This window comes from Alcanivorax sp. 24 (assembly GCF_004360225.1).
In the GTDB taxonomy this organism is placed as follows: Bacteria; Pseudomonadota; Gammaproteobacteria; order Pseudomonadales; family Alcanivoracaceae; genus Alloalcanivorax; species Alloalcanivorax xiamenensis.
Map to the genome: position 1 here is coordinate 23,802 of NZ_SNUA01000008.1, position 16,185 is coordinate 39,986.

Sequence of the window (16,185 nt, forward strand, 5' to 3'; positions counted from 1 at the left end):
TCATGATGGCAGATCTTCCGATGAAGGGGCTTCGGCATCCGGCCCGTCGCCGGTGAGCTGGCTGAGTACCGCGTCGGTGACCAGGCTGGTGATGTCCGGACGGATGGTCAGCCAGGTCTCGGCGTCTTCCAGACCGTCGTCGCTGGCGGTGCGGATCAGCCGTAACTGACGCAGCCGGCGGAACAGGGCGCGCCGTTCGGTGAGCGCCTCCGGCAGCGGCCGGCCAAGCAGATTCTTGCTGGCCAGGTTGAACGCTTCCAGCGGCAGCATCACTTGGCCGTGTTCGTCGATCTGGCCTTCGCGCAACGCTTTGTCGTACTCCGCGCGCAACACCAGAATGGCGGCCACTTCCTGTTGGCTCAAACGCTCACGCAAGCCCTGGTTGAAGCCGTCCTCGCTGTCGGCCAGGCCGGGCACCTCGGCGCCGGGCGGAAACAGCCGCAGCGAATGGAAGCGCCGTTCGTGCAGCAGGCGGATGCGCAGCACGCTCAAATAATCCTCCACCAGATCGGCCACCTGCAGGTAGCGATCGTAGAGCTCCGTTTCCTTTTTGCTTTCGTCGCGGCACAGCACGCCCCGGTCCAGCAGCCGGATCATCAGTTCGGAGAACTGATCCGGGCCGACGCCGCGGGCCTCCAGAGCCTCGGCCAAAGCGTCACGTATCGTCATCGTGTTCCAGTTCCAGCAAGAAACCATCGCGGCGACCGAAATAGCGTTCGCCGACGATGGGGTCGGTGGGTTCGATGCGCAGCCGGAAACCACTGGCCCGATGGTCGGCGCTGCCCAGCTCGATCACATGGCTGAGCGCCAGCAGATCGGTGGCGTTATTCACCGGCAGGTCGCGGTTGTCGATGCGGCGGCTGGCGCCCAGAGCCTGGCGCAAATAGTCACGCAGACCTTCGCCGTGGATGCTGAACGCCTTCTCCAGCAACTGTTGAATCGCCAGGTCGCGCAGCGTGGCCGGGTCCGGCGCGTCCAACTGAGCCATGCGGCTTTGCACCTGCCGTTTTTCCCGCTGCTCGCGCAGCCGGTTCTGGGCCGGATCCACCAGCCCCAGACGTAAATGGGCCATGGCGCGCCCGGCGGCCTCCAGGCGTTTGGCGGTGGTGGCATCATCCAGCTCGGACAGCTCCCGGCACAGGCCGACAATGTCACTGTGTTGCTGGCTGTGCAGATAGCTGAGCTGGCGGATGATAATGTCCGCCCGCCGGGTAAAGCCCTGCAGGGTCCGGCGCAGGGCCGGCAGCATGATCTCGGCGGCGCCGCGCATGCGGGTCTCGATGCTGTCCAGCAACTGCCACAACACCGAGCCTTCCGGGTTGATCACCAGATCCGGCGCCAGCCGCCGCAGCTCCAGCTCCGCGTTGCGCTTCCAGTCCGTGGGTTTGCGGCGGATGCGCTCAATCGTGTTCTGGATGCGGTCGCGATGTTTTTCCACACTGTCGGCGGACATGCGGATCGCCACGTCCGGCTGGAAGCGCTTCTCCATGAACTCGAAAAACTGGTCGCTGGCCTGCTGCACCAGTTGCTGGGCCTCCACTTCCTTGACCAGCTCCCGCTTGCGCTCTTCCAGCTCGGCGATGATGTCGGTGAAATCAGCGATGATGCGCTCGGAATGCTCATGGGCGTCGAGCAGATCATAGACCTCGCCGCGATCCAGAAACGCGGCCAGCGCATTGAGCGTATTGCGGGTATTACGATGGCGGGTGCGGATGCCGCGGCCGTCCACCTCCGCCAGAGTCTGGGTGAACAGGCGCCCGGTGCGGCTGAACGGATAGGTGGACTGAAACGACGCCTCGTCCTTGTCCCGCTTCAGCCAGCCATGCTCCACCAGCGTATTGAGAATCCAGGCGGCCTGCTCCCGATTGTTGCGGAAGCGGCCGCCGTCCTCATCGCCGCCCTCCAGCAAGGGCGCCCGCTCCAGCGCCTCGCTGAACACATCCAGCACCTGCTCGCGCTTGAGCGACTCGCCATAATCGGCCTGGGCGCTGTACAGACGCTCGTGCAACAGGCGCAGACACTCGGCCACCTGCTCGCGGTACTTGCCGGTCAGCGGCTTGAAGAATTGATGGCGGTCTTCGGTGAAAAACATGGCGTCAGCTAAAGGGTTGCAATAAAGCGTTGGAATAAGGGCCGATGATACCGGCAATCGACGGCGGCTGCCTGCTGGCCTGCCCGGATGTTCAGAGCTATGTTGGCACCCGAGGATTCCTCGGTAGTTCGCCGTGAAGGGAACGGTGGCGGGCATTGATCAAAAAATAAGCGCAAGACTCGGAATTGAGTGGGGAGGCTGGCCGCGGCCTGCTAGGCATGGTCTCCCGCTACACATAATCCTCAGCAATCCGGCAATGGCTTCAACCCGAAGCCGCTGTGGGAGCCCAGCTTGCTGGCGAATGAAATTACTCTCCACCTCCACTTCAGCCACCCCCACCATCCCCCCACAACCAAGCCGCCACCGCCTCCCGATTCCCCAACGCGATCTGCTGCGCCTCCGGCGCCCGATTATCGGCCACGTCCAAATGCAGCAGCTGCACCACGTAATTCACCAGCGCGGCACGGCAGGGAATCAGCAAACGGCCGTCTTCCATGGCGTAATCCCGGGCGATCATCGCCTGCTGGCGGGCGTCCAGACGCGGGTCCGGCACCACTTCCAGGGTCAGCGGGGTCTGCCAGGCCTCATCCTCGTCGGCTCCCTGCCACGCCTCGGTAACCGGCTCCGGATCATCCTCGATCCGGCTCAACACGAAATCCCGGTACGCAGAGTTCTTCTCGCACCAGGCGCGCACATGCCAGCGCAGCCCGCTGTGCACCACTGTATGCGGCTGAATCACCCGCTCCTCCGGCACCGGATTACGCAGGGACGCATAACGAATCTCCACCCGCAGTCCTTCCCGGCAGGCCTGCAGAATAGGGCGCAACACCGCCGGGCGCAGATCCCGCCGGGGCGGCAACAACACCTCCGTATTCAGCTCCCGCACGTCCAGCGCCTCGAAGGCGCAGCTCAAATCCTCCCGGGCGTGCATCATCTGCAAATACTCGTCCGCCACCCCGCGCGTAAACCGGGGCTCGAACTCAGGGGAGGGCTTGTAACCCTTCAAGGAACGGTCATAGACCAGATTCTCCGGCGCGTGCTCGGACAAATACTGATTGATGTCCTTGCTGGCCTGCTGCCGCCCGATCCCGAACGCCCGCTGCAGATGATTGGTGGTCAACCGCCCCTCCCAAAGAGCGATCACCTCGATCAACCGATACCGCAGCAACAAATCCCAACGCAGAGGCCACTTCCCCGCGTTCTGTCCAGTAGTGCGCGCCATCTTCCCGCCTCCCCAAAGTGCGGCAAAAAGCGATATAACCCAAAAGACGACATGTTCATGTAGTCAGTATTGGCATGACCATAATAAAGTCATAGGTTGATTGTCCAGAGAGCGACGTCGCTTTGATATCAGGGGGGGCTTGCTGTGGGAGCACGAGGAAGTAATAAGAAAGTGGGAGCCGCCGGACTGGCTCAGACCAACGTATGTGATAAAGTTCACACTCGTACAACGAAAAGCCCCGCGCCAGAAAGGCGCCGCCAGGCCGCGATTGGGGACGGCATGGTAAGAAGGGACAGCAACATGGAAAGCCGACACCACAACCTGAAAACCCGACAACGCCAGGAGCGTCACGGCTACCCGGACAATCTGTCCTTGCGTGCCCCAAAAAGAACAACCCTGCCGCACTCACCATCGTCTTCAGCCGTATCTGCACCTAGAGCAATCAGAGCATCCACGTTGGCGCCACCTGGGGTGTTTTAGGGAGGAGGTCAGTTATCCCGCTGTTTGATACGAATGACAGATGATATGAGATCTCCCAGTATCGGCGTGGCTTGGAACAGAACGTTCAGATAGATAAAAGGACGTAGGGGCTCGATTTCGTCATACCGCTGACTGGCAGGTCGGGCGTCAGTATTCAGTTTGGCACTGGGCGATGCGGTGGTCCTGGTCATTGGCGGATTGCTGATTTGGCACGAGAAGAGGCCATAGACGCTATGCTAGATGGTGACATGGAAAGTAGGGAAAAGGTCAACTCGTGTTTTCAGTCGGCAATATTTTTAGATTAACTTCCGAGCCGATGAGATGTCCGGCTTTTAATGGCGAGTTCGCTTATTGCAATAGAGTAGGGGAAGAAGGATGACAAATGAGAGCATTACGGACTATCACGCCAAGTACTTCGCCTATGAGCTGACTCGTCAGCGGCGAGGCGGTGATGTTGATCGATTGGCAACATCCTTGTTCGATGCTTCTATCGACCTCAACCCGCATCAGATTGATGCTGCCCTGTTTGCCCTACAGAACCCGCTGACCAAAGGCGTGCTGCTTGCCGATGAGGTGGGGCTCGGCAAGACCATTGAAGCGGCTTTGGTTATTTGCCAGTACTGGGCGGAGCGTCGGCGCCGCTTGATTGTCATAGCACCGGCAGCCCTGCGCAAGCAGTGGGCAACCGAGCTGGCCGAAAAATTCCATCTGCCCACCCAGGTTCTCGATGCTCGCACCTACAAGCATCGGCGTGATCAGGGGATCTACGACCCGCTGGATCAGGACGTCATCAGCGTGATGTCCTACCATTTCGCGGCCAAGCTGGAGCCACAGCTGCGCACCATCCCCTGGGATCTGGTGATAATCGATGAGGCCCACAAGCTGCGTAACGCCCACCGTGAGAGTCATCGCACCGGGCAGGCCATCAAGCGTGCCTTCGCCGGCAGCCGGAAGCTGCTGCTCACGGCTACGCCACTGCAGAACTCATTACTCGAACTCTACGGCCTCTCCACAGTGATCGATGACCAGCTATTTGGCGACGCGATCAGCTTCCGCCGCCAGTTCATGCGTGGTGGTAATGACATCGAGGGGGTGCGACGCCGGCTAAATGAATTTGCCAAACGCACCCTCCGCCGCCAGGTGCTGGAGTACGTGCAGTACACTGAGCGCAAGGCGCTGACGATACCCTTCACCCCGTCCCAGGATGAGCAGCGTCTCTACCATCTGGTATCCGGCTATCTGGCACGGGAGGACAGCTATGGCGTGCCCACGCGACAACGCCACCTTGTGACACTGGTTATGCGCAAGCTGCTGGCGTCCTCTACCACGGCCATTATCCAGACGCTAGAGACCCTCAAGGAGCGACTCGAGTCGTTGCAGAACCATCACCAGGTTGAACAAGACTGGCTGGAGCGGCTGCTGGCCGATGAGTCGCTCGATGATGAGCTGTTGGAAACTGCGGAAGCAGATGAAGTGGAGGAGGCCGGTGCCCGGTATCTGGAACAGGAGGTTCATCCCACTCGCTTACAGGGTGAGATCGCCGAAATAGAGCAGTATCTGAGCCTGGCTCGGGGGATTCACGAGGATGCCAAGTCCCATGCACTGGTTACCGCGCTGGAAACAGGCTTTTCCCGAATGGATGATATGGGGGCACCGCGCAAGGCAGTAGTGTTCACCGAATCCCGGCGTACTCTTGAGTACCTAAGCCGATTTCTGGAGCGGCACGGCTTTGCTGATCAGGTTGTGACCTTCAGCGGCACCAACAACAGCCCTGGGGTGACGGGCATTTATCAACGCTGGCTTGCGGAGCATGCTGGCAGCGACCGAGTGACGGGCAGTCCTGCGATCGACCGCCGTACTGCTATCATCGACCACTTCCGAGATAAGGCGCAGATCCTGGTCGCTACCGAGGCGGCTGCCGAAGGGGTCAACCTGCAGTTCTGCAACTTGGTGGTGAACTACGACCTGCCCTGGAATCCTCAGCGTGTGGAGCAGCGCATCGGTCGTTGTCACCGCTACGGCCAGCAGTTTGATGTGGTGGTGGTCAACTTTCTCAACCAGCGCAACGAGGCCGACAAGCGTGTGCTCGAGCTGCTGAGCGAGAAGTTCCAGCTGTTCGATGGCCTGTTCGGCGCTTCCGATGAAATTCTCGGACGGCTGGAGTCGGGCGTGGATGTGGAGAAGCGCATTGCCGCCATCTATGCCACTTGCCGCACGCCGACCGCCATCGAAACGGCCTTCGCCGAACTGCGTGAGCAGTTGGAGGCGGATATCGATGCCCGCATGAAGGAGACGGAGAGCAAGCTGCTCGAGCATTTCGATGAACAAATCCACGACCTGCTGCGCGTTCAGCGCGACAAGGCCGAGGCTCAGCTCGACCGCACCGGCAAGCTGTTCTGGAAGTTGACCCGCCACTGCCTGGCGGAGCAGGCCAAGTTCAGCGATAGCAGTCTGACCTTTCACTTGGAAGCCTCTCCGGTAGAGAGCGTGCCCGCCGGTGACTACTGGCTGATTCGCAAGGGGAAGGGTATCAAACCGCCCGAGCATGCCCACATCTATCGGCTGACACATCCGCTGGGCGAGCATGTCCTCGATAGCGGCCGCCGCCGGGAAACGCCGGTCGCCACCCTGCGCTTTCAGCTGTCCGATCACCCGCTGCGAATCTCGGTACTCGAACAGCTCACCACCCGCAGTGGATGGCTGGAGCTGAATCTGCTCGAATTGGACAGCTTCCAGCATGAGGAGCACCTGGTCTTCACTGCCCTGGCTGACGATGGCACACACCTTGACCAGGAGGCCTGTGAGCGAGTCTTCAATGTGACGGCTGAGGTAGTGCCCGATAGCGCACCCGCCCCCCCTCAGGAGCTCTTTGCTCTGGCCAAACGGCAGCTGGATGCCACCCTTAGCCGTGTGCTTGAGGAGAATCACAGCTACTTCCAGCGCGAGCGCGACAAGCTGGAGGCCTGGGCCGATGATCAGGTCGCTTCCAGTGAAGCGCAACTGGAGGACACGCGGGCCAAGATCAAGGATGCCAAGCGCCGCTCACGCACCGCCGAGACCCTTGAGGAGCAGAAGGCTGCCCAGGAAGCGCTCAAGTCGCTTGAGCGTCAGCAGCGCCGCGACCGTCAGGCGATATTCGACGTGCAGGACGAGATCGAGGAGAAGCGCGATGCGCTCATCGATGCCCTGGAGCGCCAGATGCACCGCAAGAGCCAGACGCATCGCTTGTTCCGGATACGCTGGGAGCTTGCATGAATCCGCGCAGGACATGACGTGGAGGCCTGCCGGCCGGTATCATTCTGGCAAACGAATCAACAGGGGCTGAGCCTATCGCTCGGCCCCGCTTTGCGCATATCGCATTGATTTTTAAAATCTTTGCAAGGGATGAATGGGATTCCCCAATGAATGTAGTAACAGTCGACGGTCACAAGGAACGCTTCATCAAGCTGCTCCATGAGCTGTTCCAGCTCGACAAGCCCGAGTTGGATTTCGGGCTCTATCGCATCATGCACGCCAAGAGCGATCAGCTCTCTCGGTTCATCCGCGAAGACTTGGCCAAGGCCATCGAGGAGGCGTTTACCGAGCAGGGCGAGCAGCAGCTGGCAGCGATGCGTCAGGAGATCGAGGAGAAGCGGCATCAGGCCGAAGAGCTGGGCGCCCCGGACCCAGATAGCGCCCCGGCGGTGAAGCAGGCGCGGGCCGCCTATGATGTCGCCAAGCGAGAGCAGAACGCTTCGGCGGACATCTACGACCATCTCTATCGCTTCTTCTCGCGCTACTACGACAAAGGCGACTTCATGAGTCGTCGCCACCACGTCGCCGAGAATGACAGCCGTGCCGCCCCCTATGCGGTGCCTTACGATGGGCGGGAGGTCTACCTCCACTGGGCCAACAAGGACCAGTATTACGTCAAGTCCTCCGAGACGCTGGCCAACTTCACTTTCAACCTCAACGAGGCCCTGAAAAAGCTGCAGGGTTCGGCTGCCCAGGCTGGCCTAGGTTTCGATTCGGTGGATGCGGCACTCAAGGTGCACTGCCGTGTGGTGGACGCCACCGAAGGTGAGCATAATGATGTGAAGGCGAGCACCGAGCGCTTCTTCATCATCCATCACGACGAGCCGGTGCGCCTGGAGGGCGCTGACCTGGCACTGCAGTTCGAGTACCGGCCCGACCCGGAAAAGACAGGGCAGAGTGGCACTTGGCAGAAGAAGCGGCTCGAGGAGGCCGAAAACGTCATCATGGCGGCGCTGCGTACCATCGATGGTGTAGCTGTCTATCGGGAAGGGCTGGCTACCCGGGCGCCGACGGACAAGCAGAAAGAGCGCACCTTGTTGGGCAAGTACCTGCAACAGTATACCGCCCGCAACACCATGGATTATTTTATCCACAAGGACTTGGGTGGGTTTCTCTCTCGTGAGCTGGATTTCTATATCAAGAATGAGATCCTGCGGCTGGATGATATCGACAATGCCGGTTTGCTGGTCGTAGAGCAGCAACTAAAGAAAATTCAGGTGTTGCGCAAGGTTGCCAAGAGCATCATCGTTTTTTTGGCGCAGTTAGAGGGTTTTCAGAAGAGGCTTTGGCTCAAGAGGAAGTTTGTTAAAGAGGTCGATTACTGTCTCACGCTTGACAGGCTTGAAGGAAATGAAGAGATTTTGTGTGAAGTTTTTCAGCAAATATTGCAGCGTAAGCAATGGGAGAATATTTACGCTATAAACTTGGATGAACTTGATCGTGATTTGAGCAGCAAGGGTGTTAGTGAGCTTGTAAAACATGAGAAATATCGGTTTCTCATGGTTGATACGGCCTTGCTCCCAAAGAGCCTGAAATATGAGATTGCTAGTTTGTCGTATGGAGATAGTGATTTCTTAGACGGAATTTTAGTTCAATCAGATTCATTCCATGCATCTAGGCTCATGGCTAGTAGCCTCCGACGGTCAGTTGATACAATTTACATTGACCCGCCCTATAACACAGGGAAAGATGACTTTGTTTACAAAGATGGATACCGGTCATCTAGCTGGTTATCAATGGTCCATGATCGAATTTCCAGTTTTCGTGATTTTTTAAGGAACACCGGCGGCTTCTTCTCTAGTTGTGATGAGAATGAGTTTAAAAACTTGTCTAGGGTCGTCGAGGATATATTTGATGAAAGCAATTTTGTTAGCGAGTTTGTTTGGAAAACAGATGGGAATTTTGACAATCAAGCCAAAGTAAAACTTGCGCATGAGTACATTTTGTTTTATTCAAAGAATAGAGATCAGCTTCCTTACCCAAGTGCAATAGAGGGTTGGGCTAGTGAAAATAGCAAGCTATTTAACGATAGCATTGTTAACACAATAGTAAAAAATGGTCCCAAAAATCCACCTGGCGATGTCATTCTTCCAGTAGGCTTTCCATCAAATGAGAAGGCCTTTTTTCTAAAAAGTGACGATGTAACATGGCCAAAGTACAGTACTGATGTGGAAGTCAATGATTGGAAGCTTGCTCATGAGGTCAAAGCAAGGTCCGGGTGGAGCTCAAAATCTTTACTGCTACAGTTTATTGAGTCCGGATTGAAGCCGGTGTATGACAACAAAGGTCAAGAGACAGTGTTCTACTTGACAAAAAATGGTGCAATTGAGTCAAAGAAAAAAAGAAGCAAAGATCATGGTCATATAACTTCGTTGATACAAAAGGTGGGTACAACACAGTCTACCAGCTCTTTTCTTGATCACATGGGTGTCCCATATCCAGACTACCCTAAGCCTATAGGGTTGATGCGGCATGTCGCATCTATTGTAAAAGATTCCAAATTCATCTTGGATTATTTTGCTGGGTCTGGATCAACTGCCCATGGGGTCATTGAGGAAAGCAGGGAGAGCGGTAAAAAGATTAGATACGGTTTGATCGAAATGGGTGAACATTTTGACACGGTGATGAAGCCTAGAATCCATAAGGCAGTTTACTCATCGAGCTGGAAGGACCAGACCCCTAAAAAGAATGACCATGGTAAATTTGGGGGGCTGTCTCATGCTTTTAAATACTTTCGTCTTGAAAGCTACGACGACACATTAAACAACCTCGAGCTAGAAGATAACCCTCAACGCGACGCGCTGATGGAGCAGAACCCGGAGCTGCGTCGTGACTATACTCTCAAGTACCTGCTTGACGTGGAAACCCGTGGCTCGGCCAGTCTGCTCAACACCGAATGGTTCCGTGACCCCGAAGGCTACACGCTGAAGGTCAAGCAGTCCGGCAGCGACGAGACCCGTGAAACGAACGTCGACTTGGTCGAAACGTTCAACTGGCTGATCGGCCTGCATGTCACTCACCTCGACAAGCCGCGCACCTATATTGCCCGCTTCAAGCGCGAGGAAGACCCCGAGCTGCCGGAGGACCAGAACACGCGACTCAAGGCAGAAGGCCTGCGAGAGAATGAAGATGGCGCCTACTGGATTCGCAAGGTGGAAGGACACGTGCGCCGTATCCCGGGCAGCGACGAGGACCTGGCCAAGGTGTTGGTGGTGTGGCGCAAGCTGACTGACGACCCCGAGAAGGATGCTGCGGTGCTGGAAGCACTGCTGGAAAAGTACAAGATCGGCACCACCGACAGTGAGTTCGATGCCATCTACATCAACGGCCCGCACGGCTTGAACCTGACCGGCAATGCGCGTAGCCGAGTGCACAGCCTGGAAGAGACCTTCCATGCCCGCATGTGGGAGGGGTGTGATGATGAGGATTGAAACCAGTGCGTCTACCTACTGGATCGTTGCTGGTCTCCAATGGGGCAGGCAAGACAGCGTTTATGCTTCACTACAACTTACTCGTCAAGGATATACGGCTTTGACTCAGCTGGCATCGGACACCCAGGAGATGCTCGATAGCCTCCGTATCGCAGTCGCTGACACCTTGGAACGTAAGCGTCGCCTTGGCCAGTACGCCGTGATCTGGCAAGACGGCAAGCCCGTGCAGGTGGGTGAGGATGCGCCGACAAATCTGATTGAGGAGCAGGACGATCAGGGCCGGGAGTCGCATTGATGGCAAGGAGGCCACGCCAAACCAAGATCAAGCAGCTCAGTGCCAAGAGCGATTTTCTCAAGAAGCTGATACTCAACCAATGGGTGCTGACGCGCTTCGGTATCGACCCGTTGGAGCAGTACCGGGACAGCGGCAGCCGGGTACGCCCGATTACCCTGCTCAGCAAGACGCTAAAGGAGAGTGATCCAGGGCTGACCGGTGATCGCCACCACCACTATCTCCATGCCTTGCTGGGTAGCTATCAGCCCACCTGGAAGTATGGTGAGGAGGATTTGAAGCGCTTCGACGCCAACATCGTCGAACATACCGATGCCCTCAATCAACAGCGTGAGATTGAGGTCGATTGGAAGTACTTTCAGTGGCTGACTCTGCTGTTCGTGGAGATCTACCTCCACGAGTACTTCCGCGATCGTGAGGTGCTCAAGGCCAGCCTCAACCGGCAGGTCGAACGGTTCAATAGGTTCTGGCAGGGGCAGGGCTACCAGACAGGCATAGGCCCTTATGAGGACGATGATCTCAATAAACTGTGTCTGCAAAACGCCACTGGCTCCGGCAAGACCCTGCTGATGCACACTAATGTGCGTCAGTTCCGGCATTACGCTCGTAAGCATCACCGTATCGCCGACTACGGCCAGATCATTCTGATTACACCCAACGAACGGCTCAGTGAGCAGCACCTTCTGGAGTGCCGTGATTCCAGCCTGGAAGCGGAGCGCCTGAGCCAGGACGGTGGAGACCTCTTCAGCGGCGACCGGAAATCGCTGAGCCGTGTTGCCGTGACCGAGATTACCAAGCTCGGCATTGAGCAGGGTAAGAAGACCATGGCGGTGGACAGCTTCGGAGACGCTAACCTGCTGCTCGTCGACGAAGGGCACCGCGGACTGGGATCGGCGAGCGAAGAGATGGGGTGGCTGTCTCATCGCAACAAGCTGGCCGGGCGTGGTTTCACCTTCGAATATTCGGCCACCTTCAAGGAGGCCGTGGTTGCCGCCAAGGATGTCGCGGTGGAGGAGACCTACGCCAAGAGCATCCTGTTCGATTATGGCTACCGCTATTTCTACGAAGATGGTTACGGCAAGGATTATCGAATCTTCAACCTGCCGGAGAGGGAGACACAGCAACGCTACACCTACCTCACGGCGGCACTGCTGGCTTTCTATCAGCAACAGCGCTACTACCAGGAGGAGCATGGCCACCTAACCCAGTGGAATCTGGCTGCTCCGTTATGGGTATTCGTCGGGGCCAGTGTGGTCAAGGACGATGGCAGCAAGGAGACTGCCAAGAACTACAAGGACCGTGCTTCCGATATCGCCCAGGTCTTGGGCTTTCTGGCTTGGTTCCTCGGGGAGAAGGATGAAGCCCGCCGGGCGCTCAGCGCAGTCTATGAAGGTGACGCAGCAACTACCGGGCTGATAGACAAGCAAGGCAACGAGATCTTCTCGGGAAGCTTCCCCTGGGTCAAGGCTCAAGGACCGACCGTCGAAGAGCTCTACCGGGACATCCTTACTCATACCTTCCATGCCCCGGGCGGTGGCACGTTGAACGTAGATCGTATCACTGGTGACTCTGGCGAGCTTCTGCTGAAGGTGGGAGAGGCCGAGAAACCTTTCGGCCTGATCAACGTGGGCGATGCGCCGGGGTTGGCTGAGCACCTTGATGGCCGCAAGATCCTGCACCTGCAAGTCCGGAAGTCGGAGCTGGCCAATCCCATCTTCGCCGAGGTCACTCGCGACAGCTCACCGGTTAACTTACTGATCGGCTCCAAGAAGTTCATCGAGGGCTGGAACTGTTGGCGTGTCTCCAGTATGGGCCTTATGAACACTGGCAAGAAGGAAGGCTCGCAGATCATCCAGCTGTTCGGTCGTGGCGTACGCTTGAAAGGCCGTGACATGAGCCTGATGCGCTCCAGTCGGCTCGATCCGGTACTGGCTCCCAAGCACCTCTATTTGCTCGAGACCCTCAACGTCTTTGGCGTCGGCGCCGACTTCATGGCGACCTTCCGGGATTTCCTGGAGGACGAGGGCCTGCCGGGCAACGACCAGCCCGAGATCCATACACTCAAGCTGAACGTGATGGAGGACGTTGGCAAGTCGTTGAAGATGCTGCGTCCCAAGGTCCGACAGGACACCAAGCAGTCTTATAGCTTTCACCGCGACGGCCCCTTGGTGCGCTTCGGACATCCTGTGGCTACCGGCGGTAGCGGTTTCCACCATGAGCTGGGCCTGACGCCGGATATCGTGCTCAAGGAGCGCAAGGTAGAGCTCGATCGCTACCCTCGGGTCGAAAGCTTGCAGGCCACGGGCCTGAAGGACGTAATGGCCAAGCCTGGTGAGGCCAAGCAGCACGAGCGCTACTTCGATGACGAGCGCTTGTTGTTCCTGGATATGGCTGCCCTAGGGCGAGACTTGGAGCGTTACAGGCGATCCCGCGGCTACGCCAACCTGCTGATCGATGCCAGCCGGTTCCCGGCGCTGCTGAAGAGCCAGGTGTGGTACAGGCTGCTGGTTCCCGAGGACCAGTGGAAGCTGCATGCCGACAACTTCCAGCGCTACCAGAGCATGGCGCTGGAGCTCCTGTCGCTGCTGATGGACCGGGTCTTCAACTACCACCGCCGAGCCTACCTGGAGCCGCGCATGGAGCTGATCGCGCTCGAGGATGCCCGTGGCAACTTGCCGGATACCAGGGAGTATCAGCTGATCGTCGACGGCAGCGAATCGGCGCTGATCGACGACATCAAGCAGATGAAGGAGGCCATCGAGAAGCAGCGTCAGGCGCTCTATCGTTCGTCCAAATCCAATGGCATCAGCGCCGTTCAGATCGGCGCTCATCTTTACAACCCGCTGTTGCACCTGGGCAAAGACAGCCGTATCCGCGTCGAACCCGTTGCCCTGAACGACAGCGAGTTCCGCTTTGTCGAAGATCTCAAAGGTTGGCTGGAGCGAAATCAGCAGGCGATAGCGGAACGTGGTGAGCAGCTCTACCTGCTACGTAACCTGGTGAAGCAGGGCATTGGCTTCTTCGAGGCGGGTGGATTCTACCCTGACTTCATCCTCTGGCATGTGCAGGACGACCGGCAGCGCATCGTTTTCGTTGACCCTCATGGGCTCCGCCATACCGGGCCGAAGGACGAGAAGATCGAGTTCTGCGAGCGTATCAAGGATGTGGAACGGCGCCTGAAGAGTGAGCACGTCGAGCTGGAAAGCGTCATTCTGGCCCCTTCCAGCACCACGCGTGAGTGGATCACTAGCCATTGGGGCATGACGGCAGAGGAGCTGCGTGAAAAGCACGTGCTCTTTATGTCTGACTCATATTATCTAGATCAGTTAATGGAGCTCGTTGTAGTGGGTAAGGACGCTTGAACGAGACGGCCTTGTGCATAACGGGTTCTTCGGGTGTCGGAGGGGTTGTTACGCCGCTGAGTGTTTTGTATGTACTCCACCTTTCCCCCAGCTGTATCGATTGCTCGGCATGAGTTACACCTCTCCCCCGCATGCTAGTGGCATGCGGGCGCCAATCGCAGGGCGTGGAAGTTGGATCCGCCGAACGCTTATCGCCCAAGCCTCAAGGGTGGACAATGCCATTTGGCAGAGCTATAAAACTGACCATATGGACAGTTTTATGGCTTGGGGGGTAAGGAAACATGAAACACCAATTTGGGGGTATATGGACTAGGAAGAAATTGACGATTCTGGAAGCGTACTTGCGTTTCTACGTTACCGCACTCAAGAACCAGCCCTTTAAACTGCATTATGCGGACGCCTTTGCTGGTACCGGCTCCCATTCGCCGGCTACCGTGGAGAGTCAGGATATGCTGATTCCCTATGAAGACTTCAAAGGCTCGGTGGAGGTGGCGCTTTCGGTTGATCCCGCTTTTCACCAGTATCATTTCAATGATCTGAACCCGGCTCACATCGCGGAACTTGAGGCTATCAGGGATCGGCATCCCTACAAAGAGATCGAGATATATCAACAGGATGCCAATGCCTTTGTGCCTGCTTTCTGCTCAAGTCTGAGTGGGCGGGATCGCGCGATCCTGTTCCTCGACCCATACAGTACCCAGCTTGACTGGTCCACGTTGGAGCATGTGGCGATAACAGAAAAGGTCGACCTTTGGCTGCTGTTTCCCATTTCTGTCATTCTGCGGATGATGCCTCGAGGTGGGGACCGGATCAGGCCAGAGTGGCGTGAGACGCTGAATCGGCTTCTCGGTACGGACAGGTGGGAGGAAGCGCTTTACAAGCCGGTTGATTTGCCGATGATCGGTGATCTTTTCGGCGATGGTGATCCGACGCCTGTGGCGAAAAGGACCAATGTGGATGAGTTGCAGAAATGGGTGAGGGCGAGGTTGGGCGAGCTATTCCCTTATGTGGCAAAACCGGTTTTGCTAAAAAACAAAGGGAGGCCGCTCTTCCTGTTCTTCTTCGCTGTTTCCAATCCGGAGCCGAAAGCGTGGGGACTGGCCGAGAAGGCGGTCTCCCATATTATCGAAGAGGATGTAGGTGGTGATGTGCCATGAGCAAAATCGAATGGACGGAAAGAACCTGGAATCCGGTGACTGGTTGCACCAAGGTGTCTCCTGGCTGCAAGCATTGCTATGCGGAAACCATGGCGAAACGCCTGCAGGCGATGGGTGCACCCGGTTATGAGAATGGATTCAAGCTTAGTCTGGTTCCCGAGCGCTTGAATCAGCCCCTTCAGCGTCGCAAACCCACCATGTACTTCGTCAATTCCATGAGCGACCTGTTTCAGGATGGCGTGCCAGAGGCCTTTATTGATCAGGTGATGGACGTTATTCGTGCGACCCCGCAGCACATCTATCAGATATTGACGAAGCGCAGTGGGAATATGCGTGATTATTTTCTGACCCGACCGGTTCCGGAGAATGCCTGGCTTGGTGTGTCCGTGGAAGACAAAAAGTATGGCAAGCCTCGCATTCCAGATCTTCTGGCGATCAAGGCAAAAACGCGGTTCTTATCGATCGAACCGCTTCTTGAAGGGTTGGGCCGGTTAAAGCTGAAAGGCATCCACTGGGTTATTGTCGGCGGGGAGTCGGGTCATGGGGCCCGCCCCATGAAGGAAGAATGGGCTTTATCCATACGTGACCAATGCGAACGGGCCGGTGTGGACTTTTTCTTCAAGCAGTGGGGGGCGTGGGGCGAAGACGGCAAGCTCCGTAACAAAAAGGCAAACGGGCGAACGCTGGATGGCAAGGTTTGGGACATGATTCCGACGGTGGCAATGGCTTGAGGGGCGAGAGCCTGATCAGCTGTAGGAGGATTGGATAAGGGCGTATTCGCTAGCAAGCTAGCTTCCCACAGCGGCTTGTCGTCCTTTGTGGGAAGCCGGCTTGCCGGCGAATGGAAACATTAAA

General features: G+C 57.2%; 9 protein-coding genes. 6 read left to right on the top strand and 3 right to left on the bottom strand.

The window, feature by feature from the left end; genetic code table 11:
• The 3 genes from E0L37_RS12260 to E0L37_RS12270 form a co-directional block, all read right to left on the bottom strand.
• On the bottom strand, positions 1-669 hold the full coding sequence (locus E0L37_RS12260; protein WP_133492021.1) for a DUF4194 domain-containing protein: 669 nt from the start codon (positions 667-669) through the stop codon (positions 1-3).
• The gene (locus E0L37_RS12265; protein ID WP_133492022.1) at positions 656-2,092 is read right to left on the bottom strand and encodes a Wadjet anti-phage system protein JetA family protein; all 1,437 of its coding nucleotides are present in this window, start codon (positions 2,090-2,092) and stop codon (positions 656-658) included. The genes E0L37_RS12260 and E0L37_RS12265 overlap by 14 nt, the downstream gene beginning before the upstream one ends.
• Before the next feature lie 325 nt (positions 2,093-2,417).
• Positions 2,418-3,314, bottom strand: a complete 897-nt coding sequence (locus tag E0L37_RS12270; protein WP_133492023.1) for a YafY family protein — start codon at positions 3,312-3,314, stop codon at positions 2,418-2,420.
• A gap of 855 nt (positions 3,315-4,169) precedes the next feature.
• Between E0L37_RS12270 and E0L37_RS12280 the strand changes: the two genes are divergently transcribed.
• The 6 genes from E0L37_RS12280 (at position 4,170) to E0L37_RS12305 (ending at position 16,061) form a co-directional block, all read left to right on the top strand.
• Positions 4,170-7,049, top strand: coding sequence for an SNF2-related protein (locus E0L37_RS12280; RefSeq protein ID WP_133492025.1), 2,880 nt, complete (start codon positions 4,170-4,172; stop codon positions 7,047-7,049).
• 146 nt (positions 7,050-7,195) lie between these two features.
• Positions 7,196-10,519, top strand: a complete 3,324-nt coding sequence (locus tag E0L37_RS12285; RefSeq protein ID WP_133492026.1) for a DNA methyltransferase — start codon at positions 7,196-7,198, stop codon at positions 10,517-10,519.
• On the top strand, positions 10,506-10,814 hold the full coding sequence (locus tag E0L37_RS21765; protein WP_240687467.1) for a hypothetical protein: 309 nt from the start codon (positions 10,506-10,508) through the stop codon (positions 10,812-10,814). Before E0L37_RS12285 ends, E0L37_RS21765 begins: the two co-directional genes overlap by 14 nt.
• On the top strand, positions 10,814-14,173 hold the full coding sequence (locus E0L37_RS12295; RefSeq protein ID WP_133492027.1) for a DEAD/DEAH box helicase family protein: 3,360 nt from the start codon (positions 10,814-10,816) through the stop codon (positions 14,171-14,173). Before E0L37_RS21765 ends, E0L37_RS12295 begins: the two co-directional genes overlap by 1 nt.
• A 281-nt stretch (positions 14,174-14,454) precedes the next feature.
• Positions 14,455-15,330, top strand: coding sequence for a three-Cys-motif partner protein TcmP (gene tcmP, locus E0L37_RS12300; RefSeq protein WP_133492028.1), 876 nt, complete (start codon positions 14,455-14,457; stop codon positions 15,328-15,330).
• Positions 15,327-16,061 carry a DUF5131 family protein gene (locus E0L37_RS12305; protein ID WP_133492029.1) on the top strand — a complete coding sequence of 245 codons (735 nt, stop codon included), beginning with the start codon at positions 15,327-15,329 and terminating at the stop codon, positions 16,059-16,061. Before tcmP ends, E0L37_RS12305 begins: the two co-directional genes overlap by 4 nt.
• The last annotated feature ends 124 nt before the right edge of the window (positions 16,062-16,185 follow it).

Coding starts and splice junctions, on each gene's coding strand:
- E0L37_RS12265 (WP_133492022.1), bottom strand. CDS start 2,092: ATGTTTTTCACCGAAGACCGCCATCAATTCTTCAAGCCGCTGACCGGC.
- E0L37_RS12305 (WP_133492029.1), top strand. CDS start 15,327: ATGAGCAAAATCGAATGGACGGAAAGAACCTGGAATCCGGTGACTGGT.
- tcmP (WP_133492028.1), top strand. CDS start 14,455: ATGAAACACCAATTTGGGGGTATATGGACTAGGAAGAAATTGACGATT.
- E0L37_RS12280 (WP_133492025.1), top strand. CDS start 4,170: ATGACAAATGAGAGCATTACGGACTATCACGCCAAGTACTTCGCCTAT.
- E0L37_RS12270 (WP_133492023.1), bottom strand. CDS start 3,314: ATGGCGCGCACTACTGGACAGAACGCGGGGAAGTGGCCTCTGCGTTGG.
- E0L37_RS12285 (WP_133492026.1), top strand. CDS start 7,196: ATGAATGTAGTAACAGTCGACGGTCACAAGGAACGCTTCATCAAGCTG.
- E0L37_RS21765 (WP_240687467.1), top strand. CDS start 10,506: ATGATGAGGATTGAAACCAGTGCGTCTACCTACTGGATCGTTGCTGGT.
- E0L37_RS12260 (WP_133492021.1), bottom strand. CDS start 669: ATGACGATACGTGACGCTTTGGCCGAGGCTCTGGAGGCCCGCGGCGTC.
- E0L37_RS12295 (WP_133492027.1), top strand. CDS start 10,814: ATGGCAAGGAGGCCACGCCAAACCAAGATCAAGCAGCTCAGTGCCAAG.